The organism is Streptomyces sp. NPDC058619 (assembly GCF_042717785.1).
Lineage (GTDB): Bacteria > Actinomycetota > Actinomycetes > Streptomycetales > Streptomycetaceae > Streptomyces.
Window position 1 is genome coordinate 27,239 of record NZ_JBHXQN010000031.1, and the last position, 17,702, is coordinate 44,940.

Consider the following 17,702-nt stretch of genomic DNA (forward strand, 5'->3'; position numbering starts at 1 on the left):
GTGGACCGAAGGTCCGTTCGCTGTGCCCTGCACCTGAAGCGGGACAACCCGATCGTCGACGACCACCGGGTGCACGGGGTGCGCACCCTGCCGGGTGTCACCTTCCTCGACATCGTCTACCGGCTGCTCGCCGCCCGCGCCGTCCCCCTGGACCGAACCGAGTTGAGTGATGTGCTGTTCGTCGAGCCGGTGGTCACCACGGACTCGTTCGACCGTGAGCTGACCGTCGACATCGCACCCGACGGCGCCGTCTTCCGGGTGACGGCGACCAGCCGCCGGATCCGCGACGGACTGCCCGTCGACGACAGCGTGACCACCCACCTCCGGGCCACCCTGCGCACCGACCTGCCCCCGCTCACCGGCGCCCCCGGACTCCAGCCGTCCGGCACGCCGCGTGACGTCGGCGAGGTCTACGCCACGGGCCGGTCGGCCGGCATCGAGCACCGGGCGTTCATGCGCTGCGCGGGAACCCTGCGGGCCACGGCGGACCGGGTTCGTGCCGAGATCGCGCTCGGTGACGAGGCGCGGAGCACGGTGGGGGACTTCCTGCTGCACCCCGCCCTGCTCGACGGCTCGACCATGCAGTCGTACGCGCTCGCCTTCGACGGGGCGGAGGCGGACGGGCGCCCCCTCATACCCCTGCACATCGGCTCCTTCCGCGCCGCCCGCACCCTCGGGGACGCCTGCACCGTCGACCTGCGCATGCACCCGGCCGGGGCGGGCGCCGGGGACGACGTGGTGAAGGCCGACATCGAACTGCGCGACGGGTCGGGCGCGTTGGCCGCCCGGTTCACGGACCTGACCTTCAAGCGCGTCCGCTCCGTCGCGGCGATCACCCGGCTCGCTGCCGAGCGGACGGAGCCGGCCCCGCGCGCCGCGGCCCCGGCCGTCCCCGCGCAACCGGAAGGGCCCGCGGACCCGGTCCGCGCCGACGGCGGACCGCTGGACATCCGGGCCGAGGTGGTCGAGCTGGTCCGCCGGGCCGTCGCCGACCCCGCACTGGTGGTGGAGGGCGACCGGGGCTTCTATGACCTCGGCCTCGACTCCTCCCAACTCCTTACCCTGGTACGGCTGTTCGAAGAGCACTGGGACATCGCGCTCTACCCGACCCTGCTGTTCGAGTACCCGACCGTCGACGCGGTCGCCGCTCACCTCGCCGGACTGTGGCCCGCCGAACGGCCGGCCCGCCCGGCCCCCGCCGCCCCGGCGGACACCCCCGCTCGGACCCACTGCCTGACCGGCCTGTGGCAGGCGGCGCCGCGCCCCCTCGCACCGGCCGCCGGACCCCTGCTGGTCATCGGCGACCAGCGGGTACGGACCGACCAGATCACCGTCCGGCGCGGTCCCGCCTTCCGCCGGGTCGCCCCCCACACCTACGAGCTGCGCCCCTGCGAGACCGGGGACCTGAGGCTGCTCCTCGCCGACCTCGCCGGACTCGGCACCGCCCCGGAAGCGGTCCTGCACGTCGCGGACCAGGACGCCGCCGACCTCCCCGAGGCCGTACGGTCCGCCTGCGGCGAGGTGCTCGCCCTGGCCCAGGCCCTCGCCGACCGCCCGGTCCCCGTCGTGCACGTGGGCCCGGCCCCCGTCGCCGCCGCCGTGGCCGGACTGGCCCGCACGGTACGCCTGGAGCAGCCGCGCCTCGCGATCACCGCCGTCGAGTGCGAGGGCCCCGCCGATACGGACGCCCTGCTCGCGGAGCTCGCGGACCACGGGGAGTCCTGGGTACGGCACACCCCCGACGGCCGCCACGTCCGCCGCTACCGCGACGCCGACCCCGGACCCGCGGTCCCTCTCCGGCCCGGCGGCGTCTACCTGATCACCGGCGGCGCGGGCGGCATCGGCCGGGAACTCGCCGCCCGCATGACCGCGCTCGGAGCCACGGCCGTCCTCGTGGGACGCACGCCGCGCCCGGCGGGACCGGAGGGCCCCTACGTCCGCGCCGACGTCACGGTGCCCGCCGAGGTCGACGCCCTGGTCAGCGGCATTCTCGAACGGCACGGCCGGCTGGACGGTGTCGTTCACGCGGCCGGCGTCCTGCGCGACGGCCTGTTCACCACCAAGGCCGCCACGGACCTCACGGCGGTCCTCGCGCCCAAGGTGCGCGGAGCCGTGCTGCTGGACGAGGCGACCCGCCACCTGGATCTCGACTTCTTCGCCCTCTTCTCCTCGGTGACCGGTGTCGCGGGCAACGCGGGGCAGAGCGACTACGCGGCCGCGAACGCCTTCCTGGACGCCTACGCCCGCGACCGCGGACTGCTCTCCCTCGCTTGGCCGCTGTGGGCCGAGGGCGGCATGCGCACGGACGCCGCCGCCGAAGCCCTGTTCGCCCGGCAGGGCCAGGCCCCGCTGCCGACCACGGCGGGCCTGGACGTGTTCGAGCGGGCCCTCGCCCTGTCCGGCACCGAGCTGGTCGTGCTCCACGGCGACCCCGACCGGGCCCGCGAAGCCCTGGGCCTCACCCCCGCCGACGCCGTCTCCGCCGGCACCACGCCCACCGGCACCACCCCCACCGGGACCCCCGCCGCCCCGCGGCCCGGAGCGAACCACGGCACACCGGAGGCCGACGACCGGGACGTCGCGGTGATCGGCGTCGCCGGCCGCTACCCCATGGCCGAGGACCTCGACCGGTTCTGGAGCAACCTCAGCGCCGGGCGGGACTGCGTCACCGAGATCCCGGCGGACCGCTGGACCTCGGACGGGTTCTACCGGCCCGACCGCGCGCCCGGCCACTCGTACAGCAAGTGGGGCGGATTCCTGGAGGGCATCGACGAGTTCGACCCCGGTTTCTTCCGGATCACCCCGCGCGAGGCCGCGGGGATGGACCCGCAGGAGCGGCTGTTCCTCCAGACCTCCTGGCACGCCCTGGAGTCCGCAGGGCTCACCCGCGCCGACGTGGCCGGCCGCATGGTGGGCGTCTTCGCCGGAGTGATGTTCAACCAGTACCAGATGCTCGGCCTGGGAGCCGAGGACCGGCTGCCCGTACTGCCGACGTCCTTCTCCTCCGCCGTGGCCAACCGGGTCTCCGCCTTCCTCGACCTGCGCGGCCCCAGCCTGGCCCTGGACACCATGTGCTCCTCGTCCCTGACGGCGCTGCACCTCGCCTGCGAGAGCCTGCGGTCCGGGGACAGCGAGCTGGCGCTGGCGGGCGGTGTGAACCTGATCGTCCACCCGTACAAGTACCTGCACCTGAGCCAGGTCGGCTTCGTCTCCTCCGACGGCCGGTGCCGCGCCTTCGGCGCCGACGGGGACGGCTACGTACCCGGCGAGGGCGTCGGGGTCGTCGTGCTCAAGCCGCTCCCCCGCGCCCTGGAGGACGGCGACCGGGTCCTCGCGGTGATCAAGGGCAGCGCCGTCAACCACGGCGGGCGCGCCGGGGGCTTCTTCGTCCCGAACCCCGCGGCGCAGGCCGACGTGGTGCGCCGGGCCCTGGGCAAGGCGGGCGTGGACCCCGCCTCCGTCGGCTACATCGAGGCGCACGGCACGGGCACCTCCCTCGGCGACCCCATCGAGATCACGGCCCTCTCCCAGGCCTACGGCGACGCGCGGAGCCGGCTCGGATCGGTGAAGTCCGGCATCGGACACCTGGAGTCGGCCGCGGGTATCGCCGGGCTGACCAAGATCCTCCTCCAGCTGCGCCACCGCACCCTGGTCCCCTCCCTGCACGCCGACCCGGCCAACACGAGCATCGACTGGGACTCCTCGGGCCTGCGCGTCCAGCGCGAGAGCGAGCCGTGGCCCGCCGGAGCCGCCGATGGCCCGCGCCGTGCCGGAATCAGCGCGTTCGGCGCGGGCGGGTCCAACGCCCACGTCATCGTCGAGGAGTTCCAGCAGCAGACGCCGGCCACCGAGGGCTCCTCCACCGCCGGACCGCAGGTGGTGCTGCTCTCCGCCCGCACCCCGCAGGCGCTGCGCGAGCTCGCCGAGCGGTACGCGGAGCCGACGGCGGGCGACCCGCTCGACGCGGTGGCCGAAGTGGCCGAAGCGGCCGGTCTCGCCGGCGCCGACCCGGAGGCCGAGCTCGACGAACTCGGCCTGGACGTCGCCGACCTGCGCAGGCTCGCGCGGGTCCTCGCCGACCGGTTCCCGGGGCGGGCCCCGTACGTCGACGCCCGTTCCACCCTCGCCGGTCTCGCCGAGGCCGTCTCGGCGGGCGCCGGACCGGAGGCCGCGCTGGCCGACATCGCGTACACGACGCAGATCGGCCGGGAACCGCTGGAGGAGCGGCTCGCCGTGGTGGCTTCCGACACGGCCGGACTCCGTACCGCCCTCCACGCCTTCCTCACCGGCTCGCCGGCGCCGGCCCTCCACCGGGGCACCGTCACCGGGCAGCGCCCCGCCGGCGACCCGCTTGCGGCGGGCCCGCTCCCGGCCGACCCGTACGCGTGGGCGCGCAGCTGGGCGGAGGGCGCCACACCCGACTGGCGCGCCCTGCACCGCGACCGGCAGCCGCGCAAGGTGGAGCTGCCGCAGTACCCGTTCGCCCGCGTGCGGTGCTGGGTCGACGTACCGGCCCCGCAGCAGGCCGCCTTTCCGTCCGCCGGGGCCGCTGCCGAGCCCCCCGTCGAGAGGCTCCCGCTGGACGTCCCCACCTGGGAAGCCGTCCCGACGCCCACCGCGCGGCCGGCTCCGGACGGTGCGGTCGTGGTGCTCCACGCCCCCACCCGCGCGGGCCTGGCCCGTGAGCTGGCCGCCCGTCACGAGGACGCGGCTCTCGCCGAACTGGGCACGCATCCGCTTGGGGTGACCCCCCGTCTGGTCTACGTCCTGGCCGGGCCCACCGACACCGCCGACACCGCCGTCGACGAGGCCGAGCGGGTCGCGCGCGCCGAGGACGCGGGCGTCAAGGCCCTCGCCCCGTACGCCCGGGCCTGGTCCCGCGAGCACACCCTCGACTGGGTGATCGTCACCACCGGCGCAGCCGCCCCGCCCGGCCGCTCCGTCACCGACCCCTACGCCGCCGGGATCACCGGCTTCGCCCGGGTCATGGAGAACGAGCACCGCGGCTGGTCCGTCGCCTGCGTCGACCTCGACCCCGCCCACGTGTCCGCCGCTCTCCTGGCGCCCGCGCCCCGGGGAACGCGCGTCGCGTACACCGGAACCGTCCGCCACGCCCAGGTCCTGCGGCCCGCCCCGGCCGCCGACGGGCCCGTCCCGCTGCGCCGAGGCGGCACTTACGTGATCGTCGGAGGCGCCCGGGGCATCGGCCTGGCCATCGCCCGCCGCCTCGTCGAGGACTGGGACGCCCACGTGGTGCTCGTCGGCCGCAGCGAGTTGGCCGACCCCGACCTGGGGGATCGGATCCGCTACGCCCGCGCCGATGCCACCGACCCCGGCCGACTGGCGGCCGTCCTCGACGAGGCGGGCCCGGTGCACGGCGTCGTCCACGCGGCGCTGGTGCGGCGCGACCGGCTTGTACGCGACCTCACGGACACGGACCTCGCACTGAGTCTGGCGGCCAAGTCCGGCGTCGCCGCGGCCCTGGCCGACGCCCTGCGCGGACGGAACCCGGACTTCCTGGTGTTCTTCTCCTCCGCCCAGTCCTTCCTCGGCGACCCCGGCCTGGCCAACTACGCCGCCGGCTCCACCTTCCTCGACGCCTACGCCCACGCGCTCGACGCCCGCCTGCCCTACCCGGTGCGCGCCGTCGACTGGGGCTTCTGGGGCACCGTCGGGGCAGTGGCCGACGACACCCACCGGGACCGCCTGACCGCGGCCGGCTTCCGGTCCATCACACCCCGGGCGGGCTTCGCCGCGCTCGTCGAGACGCTCCGGCGGCCGGCGCCCCAGAGCGTCGTCGTGCCCGGCACCGAGGCCCTGCGCGAGCGCATGGCAGCGAACAGGAAAACGGAGAGCACCGACGTGACGCCCACCAGCGGGCGGCCGAACGCCGCCGATGTGCGCGTGGTGGAGGACTTCCACGCGCTCGACCGACAGATGACCCGCATCGCGGGCGGGGCCCTGCTCGCCCTGCTCGACGACCTGGGAACCTGGCACGGACCCGACCCCGACGCGGACGAGGTCCTGCGCCGGGTGGGCGTCACCCCCCGGTACGAACGCCTGCTGCGCACCGTGCTCGACGCGCTCGTGGGCGACGGCCTGCTCACGGCCGAAACCGGACGCCTGCGCCCGGCCCCGGACGCCCTGGCCGGCGCCCGCGCGGGCGGACACCTCGGACAGCTCGCCGCCCTCGCCGACGCGCACCCCGAGTCCGCCGTCTTCGTACGGCTGCTGGCCCTGTGCCTGGAGCGGTACCCGGAGCTGCTCCGAGGCGAACTCCTCGCCACCGACCTGCTGTTCCCGTCCTCCGGCACCTCGCTCATGGAACGCGTGTACCGCGGCAATCCCATCAGCGACCTCTACAACGACCTGCTCACCCGCCGCCTCGTCGCGCATGTGGAGGAACGCCTCGCCGGCCTGCCCGCCGACGCCACCGTCCGCATCCTGGAGGTCGGATCGGGCACCGGCGGCACCTCCGCCGGACTCCTGCGCGCCCTCGCACCGTACGGCGGCCGACTCGAGTACTGGTACACCGACCTGTCAGTGACCTTCCTCGCCCACGGCAGGCAGGAGTTCGGCGCCCGGTACCCCTTCCTGCGGTTCAAGCGCTTCGACCTGGACACCGACCCCGTCGGCCAGGGTTTCGACGAGGGCGGCTTCGACCTCGTGGTCGGCGCCAACGTCCTGCACGCCACCTCGGACGTCGGCCGTGCCCTGCGCCATCTGCGACGGGTCCTGCGCACCGGAGGCGAACTGCTCCTCAACGAGCTGACGACGGTCACCCTGTCCGGCACGCTCACCTATGGGCTGTTCGACGGCTGGTGGGCCCACGGAGACACCGGCCTGCGCCTGCCCGGCTCCCCGTTGCTGGACGTTCCCGGCTGGACCGGAGTGCTCGGCGAGGCCGGGTACGAGGCGGTGACGGCCTCACCGGAGTCCGCCCGGACCACCCGCAACTTCCAGCACGTCCTGGTGGCCAGGGCGGCGGCGGGCGCCACCGCTCCCGCCGGCACGCGGGCGACGGGGATTGCGCAGGCCACAGGGGCCGCCACGGCCGCCTTCGCCGACACGCTGCTGGACCTGACCTCGGACGCCTCCGGCATCCCAGTCGGCGAACTCGACCTCGACCGGCAGATCGGGGACTACGGCTTCGACTCGGTCAGTTACAACCTCCTCGCCAGCCGGCTCAACGAGGCCTTCGGCCTGGACCTGACGCCCGCGCTCTTCTACGAGACCCCCACCCTGCGGGCCCTCGCCGACCGTCTCGCACGCGACCACCGCAAGGCGCTGCCCACGGCCGCGCCGCCCGCCGCCGCGCTGCCCGTCGCCCGGGCCGACGAGGACCGGCCCGCCACGGCTTCGGCCGCGCGCCCGGTCGTCGACCCGGAGGCGATCGCCGTCATCGGCATGAGCGGGCGGATGCCCGGCAGCGCCGACCTCGGCGAGTTCTGGGACCACCTGGTGGAAGGGGACGACCTGGTCACAGACGTCCCCGCGGACCGCTGGGACCGCCACGCGCTCCCGGAGGGCGTACACGCGAGCCGTGGCGGCTTCATCCACGACGTCGACCGCTTCGACCCCCTCTTCTTCGGCATCTCCCCGCACGAGGCCGAGGGCATGGACCCCCAGCAGCGGCTGGTGCTGGAAGGGGTCTGGACGGCTCTGGAGGACGCCGGCCTGGCGCCGGGCAGCCTCGCGGGAGCCGACGCCGGACTGTTCGTCGGGGCGGGATCGAGCGACTACGAGGAGATCCGCAAGGCCGCCGGCCTGCCGGTCGACGCGCACGCCGCCACCGCCACCGCGCACTCCATCCTGGTCAACCGGGTCTCCTACCAGCTCGACCTGCACGGGCCGAGCGAACCGGTCAACACCGGCTGCTCCAGCTCCCTGGTCGCCATCCACCGGGCCGCAGAGTCCATCCGCTCGGGCGAGTGCGACATCGCCGTGGCCGGCGGGGTCAACCTGGTGCTGTCCCCGCACAACCACGTCCTCCTCAGCAGCACGGGCATGCTGAGCCCGACCGGACGGTGCCGGACCTTCGACGCCCGCGCGGACGGCTTCGTCCGCGGCGAGGGCTACGGCTTCGTGGTGCTGGCCCGCGCCGAGCGGGCCCGGGGCCGTCAGGTCCGGGCCTGGCTGCGCGGTACGGCCGTCAACCACGGGGGCCGGGCCCGGTCCCTGACCGCGCCCAACCCGGCCGCCCAGGCGGCGATGATCGTACGGGCCCACGAGCGTGCCGGAACCGACCCGGCCACCCTGGGCTACCTGGAGACGCACGGCACCGGCACGGAGCTCGGCGACCCGGTGGAGATCAACGGCCTGCGGCTGGCCTTCGACGAACTGCTGAGCCGCCGGGGCACGCCCCCGCCGGCCGAGCCGTACTGCGCCATCGGAGCGGTCAAGGCCAACATCGGCCACCTGGAATCCGCTGCCGGCGCCGCCGGAGTCATCAAAGTGCTCCTCGCGATGGAGCACGGCGTGCAGCCGCCGCTGGCCGGACTGCGGGAACAGAACCCGCATCTGCGCCTCGACGGCAGCCCCTTCCAGCTGCTCCGTTCGGCGCGGGCCTGGCCGATGTCGGCTGCCGGGCCGCGCCGCGCGGGTGTCAGCTCCTTCGGCTACGGAGGCGTCAACGCCCACGTCGTCCTGGAGGAGGCCGGAGCCGCGCCCGAGGTGCGGCGGCCGCACGGCCCGTGGGTGTTCCCGCTGTCCGCCCGCACCCCGCAGGCCCTGCGCCGGTACGCGACCGCACTGCTCGCGGCCGTCGAACGGGCGGACCGGACACCGGAACTGGCCGACGTGGCACACACCCTCCAGCACGGCCGCGACGCCATGGCCGAGCGGCTCGCGGTCACCGCCGCCGACCGGTTCACGCTCGTCGCCGCCCTGGAGGCCGCCGCCGACGGCGCCGACCATCCCGCGCTGGCACGGCCCGCAGGCGGGGCGGACGCCGACCGCTGGGTAGCCGGAGACGCGGTCGACTGGCCGGCGGGCGGGGTCTCGATCCCGCTGCCCACCTACCCGTTCGAACGCCGCCGGTGCTGGGTCGCCCCCGTGGCGCCCCCCGGTCCGGAGGCGGACGACGCCCCGGCGACAGCGGGCCCGGTCCCGGCGAGCACGCCCCCGGTCCCGGCGCCCACGGTCCGGGCAGGTGCCTACGCCCCGGGCTGGCAGCCCGTCGCCGACGTGGCCCTGCGCGGACCGGCCAGCGGCCCGGTCTGGGTGCTCGGCCCCGCCGAGCTGCCGGGGGCCGAGGTCCACCGGATCGGCACGGCGCCCCTGGAGTCCCTGCCGACCCCCGTCGCGGTCCACGCCGTGGTCGAGGGCGAGCGCGGGGTCCTCGACCTCTTCCGGATCGTCCACCACCTCCAGGCGCGCCCCGGAGCGGGCGGCGAACTCGCGCTGACGGTCGTGACCCGCGCCGCGACCGACCCGGCGTCGGCCGCGGCACGGGGCCTCGCCCGGTCGGTGCGCAGCGAGTGCGAGCGCTGGCGGGTGGCCACCGTCGACACCGGCCCCGAGGACCCGACGGCGGTCCCCGTTGCCGCCCCCGGCGACTACGCACTGCACGCCGGACGCTGGTACCGGGAGGTGCTCCAGCCCGTCGACGCGACGGCCGAGGCCGCGCCCGTCCTGCGCGAGGGCGGTACGTACGTGATCGTCGGCGGGACCGGCGACGTCGGCCTGGACATCGCCGAGCAGCTCGTACGGCGTCACCGCGCCCGGGTCGTCCTCGTCGGGCGCTCCACGCCGGACGAGGACCGGGCGGCCCGGATCAGGGCCTTCGACCCCTCGGGAACCCGGGTGGAGTTCCACCGGGCGGACGCCTCGGAACCCGGCCGACTGCGCGCCGTGCTGGACCGGGTGGGCGTCGTCCACGGGGTCCTGCATTCGGTGACCGTGCCGAGCGACCGGTCGCTGGCGGCCATGGACGAGGAGTGGTTCCTGCGCGGCATGGCGGCGAAGAGCCGCACCACCGAGGCCCTCGCCGAGGCGCTGGGCGACCGGCGGCCGGACTTCCTGGCGCTGTTCTCCTCGGTGCAGTCCTTCCTCGGCAACCCCGGCCAGGCGGCCTACGCGGCCGGGTGCACCGCCCAGGACGCCATCGGCCGCGCGCTCGCCGCGCGGCTCCCCTACCCCGTCCGCGTCGTGAACTGGGGGGCCTGGGCCGGCTCCGCCCTCACCGAGCGCCACCTGGGCCGGCTGGCCGCGGCAGGGGTCCACCCGCTGTCGCCGGAGGCGGGATTCGAAGCGCTGAGCCGGGTGCTCGGCCGACAGGAGGTTCAGGTGGCAGTGGTCTCGGGCACGGATGAGTTCCTCGGCCGGATCGGTGTCCCGGCGGCCGGTGCGGACGTACGGCAGCGGCCTGCGACCTCGGCCACGCCCGCGGCCGGGTCTTCCTGGCGCGCCGCGGCGGCCGACGAGATACTGGCCGTCCTGCGCGAGGTGGCCGGCATCCGGCCCGAGGAACTCGCGCCGGACGACCTGCTCAGCCGGTTCGGCTTCGACTCGATCACGTACACGAGGCTGAGCTCCCGGATGAACGCGCGCTGGGACCTCGACCTGACCCCGGCGACGTTCTTCGGCGTGGCCACCGCCGACGACCTGATCGGCAAGATCCTCCAGCACCACGGAGCCGCTCTCGCGGCGCACTGGAGCGCGGAGGCACTGCCCGGGGCCACGGCACCCGAAGGGACCCTGGCACCGGAGGGGACCCCGGCGCCCGACCGGGCCCCGGCAGCCGAACCGGCCGCCGCGCCCGAACCGGCCCGCGCGCAGGCCGTGGCCGCCGAGGCCCTCACGGCCGCCCCCGTTCGGGCCGCCGCCCCGGTGCCCGTCACCGGCGAGCCCGTCGCCGTCGCCATCGTCGGCATGGCCGGAATGCTCCCCGGCTCGGACGACCTGGACGAGTTCTGGGAGCACCTCACGGCGGGCGACGACCTCGTCGACGAGATCCCGGCCGACCGCTGGGACTGGCGCCGCCTGCACGGGGAGCCGACGCCCGGCGAGTTCCGCACGACCGCGAAGTGGGGAGGGTTCCTGCCCCGGGTCGACCTGTTCGACCCGCAGTTCTTCGGCATCTCCCCCCACGAGGCCATGGCGATGGACCCCCAGCACCGGCTCGTGCTGGAGGCGGCCTGGAGCGCCATCGAGAACGCCGGCATCCAACCGTCCGCGCTCGCCGGCACCGACACGGGCGTCTTCATCGGCAGCAGCACCTACGACTACTTCGAGCTCCAGCACGCCCTCGGCGTCCCGCTCGACGGCTACAGCACGGTGGGCAGGGCTCACGCGATCATGTCCAACCGGGTCTCGTACCTGCTGGACCTGCACGGCCCCAGCGAGACCATCGACACCGCCTGCTCCTCCTCGCTCGTCGCCGTCCACCGGGCGGCCGAGGCGATCCGCGGCGGCGACTGCGAGGTCGCGCTGGCGGGCGGCGTGAACGTCATCGCCTCGCCGACGCTGTTCGTGGACATGAGCCAGGCCGACATGCTGAGCCCGGACGGCCGCTGCCGTACCTTCGACGCGCGCGCCAACGGCATCGTCCGTGCCGAGGGCGTGGGCGTGGTGGTGCTCAAGCGCCTCGACGCGGCGATCGCCGACGGCGACGTCATCCACGCCGTCCTGCGGGGCAGCGCCGTCAACCACGGCGGCCGCACCAACTCGCTGACCGCCCCGAACCCGGACGCGCAGGCCGCCTGCATCGTCAAGGCGCACCGCCGCGCCGGTGTGGACCCGCGGACCGTCGGCTACGTGGAGACCCACGGCACCGGTACCGAACTCGGCGACCCCATCGAGGTCGAGGGCCTGAAGTCGGCGTTCGGGGAGCTGTACGCCGATCACGGCGCGGCACCCGGGCAGCCGCACGTGGTGCTGGGCGCGGTGAAGACCAACACCGGCCACCTGGAGGCGGCCGCGGGCGTCACGGGCCTGATCAAGGCGCTGCTCGCGATGCGCCACGGGGCGATCCCCGGCAACGTCCACCTGGAGACGCTCAACCCGCACCTGCGTCTCGACGGCAGCCCGCTGCGCCTGCCGTCCGGGAACGAGCCCTGGAACCGGGTCCGCACGGCCGACGGGGCCGAGGCACCGCTGAGGGCGGGAGTGAGCTCGTTCGGCCTCGGCGGGGTCAACGCGCACCTGGTGGTGGAGGAGTACCGGGAGGCACCGGTCCTCCCGACGGCGGGGGAGCGGCTGTTCGTCCTGTCGGCGAAGACCCCGGAGCGGCTGCGCGACTACGCGGTCCGCCTGGCCCACTGGGTCGCGGACCACGAGGACGTGGACCCGGCGGCCCTGGCCCACACCCTGAGCACCGGCCGGGAAGCCTTCCCCGAGCGTCTCGCGGTCGTCGCCGACTCGCTGCGTGCGCTGGTGGCCGCCCTGGAGGCGTGGCAGGCCGGCGGACCGGTCCCGGGCGTCTTCGCGGGGGACGGCAAGGACGCCACCACCGCCCTGCTGCTGGACGGCCCCGAGGGCGGCCGGTACCTGCGGGCCGTGGTGGACGCGGGCCGACTGGACAAGGTCGCCCGGCTGTGGGTCGGGGGCGCCCCGGTCGACTGGGCGGAGCTGTGGCCGGGAACGGCCCCCCGGCGGGTGCCCGCACCGACCTACCCCTTCGCCCGGGAGAGCTACTGGCTCACGCCCGGAGCCCGCTTCGACGCGCTCCAGGCGGCCGAGGCGGGCCTGGTCGCCGACGCCGCGGCCGAGGCCGGGACCGCGACCGGCGTCGTGGCCGCAGCGCGAACACCTGCCGTCGTGGAGACCCCCGCCCCCGCGCAGCCGGCCGAGGCCGGGGCTCCCGCCGGAGACGACGCCGAGGGCGCCGTCCGTACGCACGTACGCGGGCTCCTTGCGGCCCACCTGGGCATGCGGCCCGAGCGCCTGCCCCTGGACCGGGCGCTGTCGGACGCGGGAGTGGACTCACTGGGCCTGCGCCGGCTGAGCCGTCGCCTCGGCGCGGACTACCAGGTGGAGGTACCGACCCGGATGTTCGGGGTGGCCCAGACGGTACGGGCCGTGGCCCGGGCCGTGTTCGAGGCGTACGGGCCACTGCCCGTGCCCCAGGAGCAGAAGCAGAAGCAGGATCAGCAGCCGGACCCGGACCCGGCCCCCGCCTCCGCATCGGCGGCGGACAAGGTGGCCGCTCTGCTGGCCGGGCTGCGCGACGGAACCGTCCGCGTCGACGACGCGCTGGCCGTATTCGAAGGAGGGGCGGGCCGATGAGCACCGACCTGCGTGAACTGCTGGCGGCGATCGCCGCCGGCAAGCTGTCCGACGAAGTGGCCGAGCTGCTGGTACGGGGCCTGGTCGACACGACCGCAACGGCAGCCGCACCCGTCCCGGCCCCGCCGGCGGCCGCCGTCCCGAAGGCGCCCTCCGGGCCGTACCCGCTCAGCCGCGGGCAGGCAGCGCTGTGGGCCCTGCACGCCGACGACCCGCAGACCGTTTCCTACAACCTGCCGCTGGGCCTGTGGCTCGGGCAGGACGTGGAGGAGGACCGACTCGTCGCCGCGCTGGCCGCGATGATGCGCAGGCACCCGGAACTGGGCGTCTCCGTACGCCTGGACGCCACGGGGCCCGTACAGGAGGTCACCGGCCGCGCCCCGGAGGTGACCCGCCTGGACCTCGGCCACGTGACCGACGGGGAGTTCGCCGCCCGCGTGCGCAACCTGGTGCGGCGCCCGTTCGACCTGGAGCAGGACCCGTTGTACCGGATGTGGCTCGTCGCCGCCCCCGGCGGCGCCACCCTGCTCCTCCTGGTGTTCCACCACCTGATCACCGACGGGGTCTCCAGCCACCTGCTGCTGCGCGACATCGTCGCCTGCCACGACGCGCTCGCCCAGGGCCGTGAGCTGCCGCCGGTCGAACACGCCGCCCCCTACGCCGAGTTCGTGGAGTGGCAGCGGACCATGCTCGCCGCCCCGGAGACGGAGGAGCACCGGCGTTGGTGGCTCGACCGGCTGACCGGTGCCTCCACGGCGCCGGTCCTGGACGCGCTCGCCGATCGCCGGCGGACCGGATCCGCCGCGCACACCGGCGGCGAGATGGTGCAGTTGCGGCTCCCGCACTCCACCTGGGCGGCCGTCCAGGACACCGCCCGTGCGGGCGGGTTGACGCCCTTCAGCGTCGTGCTCGGCGCGTTCCTCGCGCTGCTGCACCGCCACTCGGGACACCGCGACCTCAGCGTGATGGTGCCGACCGACGGCCGTCCCGCGCAGCGCTTCGACCGCACCGTCGGCTACCTGATCAACCCGGTGGTCCTGCGCGTGGACTGCGACCCCGACCACAGCTTCGGCGAGCTCACGGCCGCCGTCGGAGCCCGGATGGCGGAGGCCGAGGAGCACAGCGCGTACCCCTTCGCCTCCGTCGTCGACGACCTGCGCCGCACGACCGGCACCGCGGCCGGCTTCGACATCGGCTTCTACATGCAGCAGGGAGTCGGCGGCGATCAGGACATGGCGGCCGGGCAGACCGTCTTCCGCGACGCGCTCGACCTGACCCAGGAGGGTGAGAACGACCTCGTCGTCGAGGTGGTCGTCCGCGACACCGGCGTGCTCCTGTACCTCAAATACGACCCGGAGCGCTTCGACCGCTCCACCGTCGAACGGCTGGCCGAGCACTACCGGCTGCTGCTGGACACGGTGACGGCCGATCCCTCCGTACGCCTCGGGGACCTCGATCCCGCCACCCCCGCCGAACGGCGCACGGTCGAGCTGGCCAACGCCACGCGCGCCGAAAGGCCGCGCGACGTCACCGCCGCCGACCTGGTGCTCGCCCGCGCCCGGCGCGGCCCCGGGCGCACCGCCCTCGTCGACGCGAAGGGCTCGCTGACCTACGGGGAACTCGCCGGGCAGGTGCACGCACTCACCCGGATCCTCACCGAGCACGGCGTACGCCCGGGCGACGTCGTGGGCGTCCTCGTCGCCCGCCGGGCCGCGCTGGTCGTGGCCCTGCTCGCCGTCCAGGCCGCGGGGGCCGCCTACGTCCCCCTCGACCCGGAGTTCCCGTCAGCCCGGCTCGCCCACATCACCGCCGACGCGGCACCGGCCGCCGTGATCGTCGATCCGCACCTGGCCGACCGGCTGCCCGAGGACGCACCCGGCGTGCGCGTCCCCCTGACCGGCCTGGAGCCCGAGGCGCAGACCGTCGCCCCGGTCGCCCGTCGCGACGACGACCTCGCGTACGTCCTGTACACCTCCGGATCCACGGGCGAGCCCAAGGGCGTCGAGGTCTGCCACGGCAACCTGGTCAACCTGCTGGTCGCGACGGCCGAGCGGCCCGGCTGCTCCGAGGACGACACCCTGCTGGCGGTGACCACCGCCGGGTTCGACATCTCGGGTCTTGAACTGCTGCTCCCGCTGACCCGGGGCGCCACCGTCCACATCGCGCCCGAGGACGTGGTCCGGGACGGGTTCGCGCTGGCCGACCTCATCGGCGACGCCGGCGCGACGGTCGTCCAGGCCACCCCGGCCACCTGGGAGATGCTGCTGCACGCCGGCTGGACCGGACGCGTGCGCAGGCTGCTGTGCGGCGGGGAGGCGCTCACCGCCGAACTCGCGGACCGGCTGCTGGACCGGTGCGACGAGCTGTGGAACATGTACGGGCCGACCGAGACGACCATCTGGTCCTCCGCCCAGCGGATCCGGCGGGGTGGACCCGTCACCGTGGGCACCCCGCTCGCCAACACCACCTTCCGCACGGCCGGTCCCGACGGCACCCCCGTGCCCTTCGGCGCAGTCGGCGAACTGCTCATCGGCGGCGACGGCGTCGCCCGCGGCTACCGGGGCAAGCCGGAGCTGACCGCCGAACGCTTCGTGCGCGACCCGGCGACCGGGGAACGGCTCTACCGCACGGGCGATCTCGCCCGCTGGTCGGCCGACGGGGACATGGCGCTGCTCGGGCGCGCCGACCGTCAGGTCAAGCTGCGCGGCCACCGCATCGAACTCGGCGAGATCGAGGCCGCCGTCCGGCGCGCCGGAGCGGCGGGCGCCGCCGACGGCATCGGCGATGTGCGGGTGGCCGTACGCGAGGACCTGCCCGGGCAGCCGCGTCTGGTGGCCTTCGTACTGGCCGCCCCGGAGGCGGCGGAGGCCGCGGTCGGGCGGATCCGGGCCTGGCTGCCCGAGTACATGCTCCCCTCCCGCACGGTCGCGCTGGCGCGCTTCCCCCTGACCCCCAACGCCAAGGTGGACACCGGTCCGCTGACGCGCCTGCCGATCGAGGAACTCGTGCGCCGCTTCGGACACGAGGACCGCTCCGCCGAACGGCAAGGGGAAGCGGACCGGCGGCCCCGGCCGGCCGGCCACGGAGACCTGGCCGAGCGGCTGCGACAGAGCGCTGCCGCCGTCGCCGGGCTGCCCGTGGAAGAGGTGCCCCTCGACCGGCCGCTGGGCGAGGTGGGCTTCGACTCGATCGGCTTCACCCGCCTCGCGGTGGCGCTGCGCGAGCGGTTCGGCGTCACGGTGCGCCCGACCGTCTTCTACGCACGCCCGGACCTCACCTCGCTGGCCGCCCACCTGAGTGAGGCCCACCCCGAGGCGTTCGCCACGACGGACCGCCGGCCCGCCCCCCGGACCATGTCCGAGCCGTTGGTCGCGGCGGCCGCCGCGCAGCGCGGATTCGCGCCGGTGGCCGTCGTGGGCATCGGCGGACGGCTGCCCTCCTCCTCAGGCCTGGAGGAGTTCTGGCAGCACCTCGCGGCCGGACGCGACCTCACCCGGCCGTACCCCATGGAGCGGGGCTTCTCCGCGCGGGTGTTCCCGCAGGGCCTGCGCGGCTCCTTCGTCGAGGACGTGGACGCCTTCGACGCGGCGCTATTCCGCATCTCCCCCCGGGAAGCGGCGCAGATGGACCCCCAGCAGCGCCTGCTGCTGCACGCCGCACACGAGGCCGTGCTCGACTCCGGCCAGGTCCCGGGCGCGCTCACTGGCAGCCGCACGGGGGTGTTCGTCGGACTCAGCGGCACGGACTACCTGAGTCTGCTCGGCCCCGGCTCACCGGAGATGGGCGACCACTTCCTGATCGGCAACGTCCCCTCGATCGCGGCCAACCGCATCTCCTACGTGTTCGACCTGCACGGCCCCAGCGCCGTCTTCGACACGGCCTGCTCCAGCTCGCTCGTCGCCGTGCACCGCGCGGCCCGCGCCCTTCAGCAAGGGGACTGCGACATGGCCCTGGCCGGCGGAGCCAACCTCTTGCTGTCCCCGCACGGGTTCACCGGCCTGCGGCGCGCCGGGATGCTCAGCCCCGACGGCCGCTGCAAGACCTTCGACGAGCGCGCGGACGGCTACGGCAGGGGCGAGGGCGTAGTGCTCCTCGCCCTCAAACTGCTCGACCGGGCCCTGGCCGACGGAGACCCGGTGCACGGCGTGCTGATCGGCTCGGCGGAGAACCACGGCGGGCACACCCACTCGCTCACGGTCCCCAACCCGCAGGCGCAGCGCGACGTCGTGCTCGCCGCACACCGGTCGGCCGGGGTCGCGCCCGACACGATCGACTACATCGAGGCGCACGGCACGGGGACCCCGCTCGGCGACCCGATCGAGATCGACGCCCTCAAGGAGGCGTTCGGCCGCCTGTACGCCGACTGGGGGATCCCGGTGGTTCCGGGACGCACCGGCCTCGGGTCGGTCAAGACGAACATCGGCCATCTGGAGGCCGCGGCGGGCGTCGCCGGCGTCGTGAAGGTCCTGCTGGCG

General features: G+C 75.2%; 2 protein-coding genes (1 of these 2 cut by a window edge). Both read left to right on the forward strand.

Annotation, left to right across the window (positions count from 1 at the left end; genetic code table 11):
• On the forward strand, nucleotides 1-13,227 hold the full coding sequence (locus tag ACFWTC_RS26070; RefSeq protein ID WP_384028623.1) for an SDR family NAD(P)-dependent oxidoreductase: 13,227 nt from the start codon (nucleotides 1-3) through the stop codon (nucleotides 13,225-13,227).
• Nucleotides 13,224-17,702: the 5' portion of an amino acid adenylation domain-containing protein gene (locus tag ACFWTC_RS26075; protein ID WP_384028621.1), read on the forward strand. 204 nt of this gene lie beyond the right edge of the window; 4,479 of the gene's 4,683 nt are visible here — the first part of the coding sequence; its start codon is at nucleotides 13,224-13,226; the stop codon falls past the right edge of the window. The genes ACFWTC_RS26070 and ACFWTC_RS26075 overlap by 4 nt, the downstream gene beginning before the upstream one ends.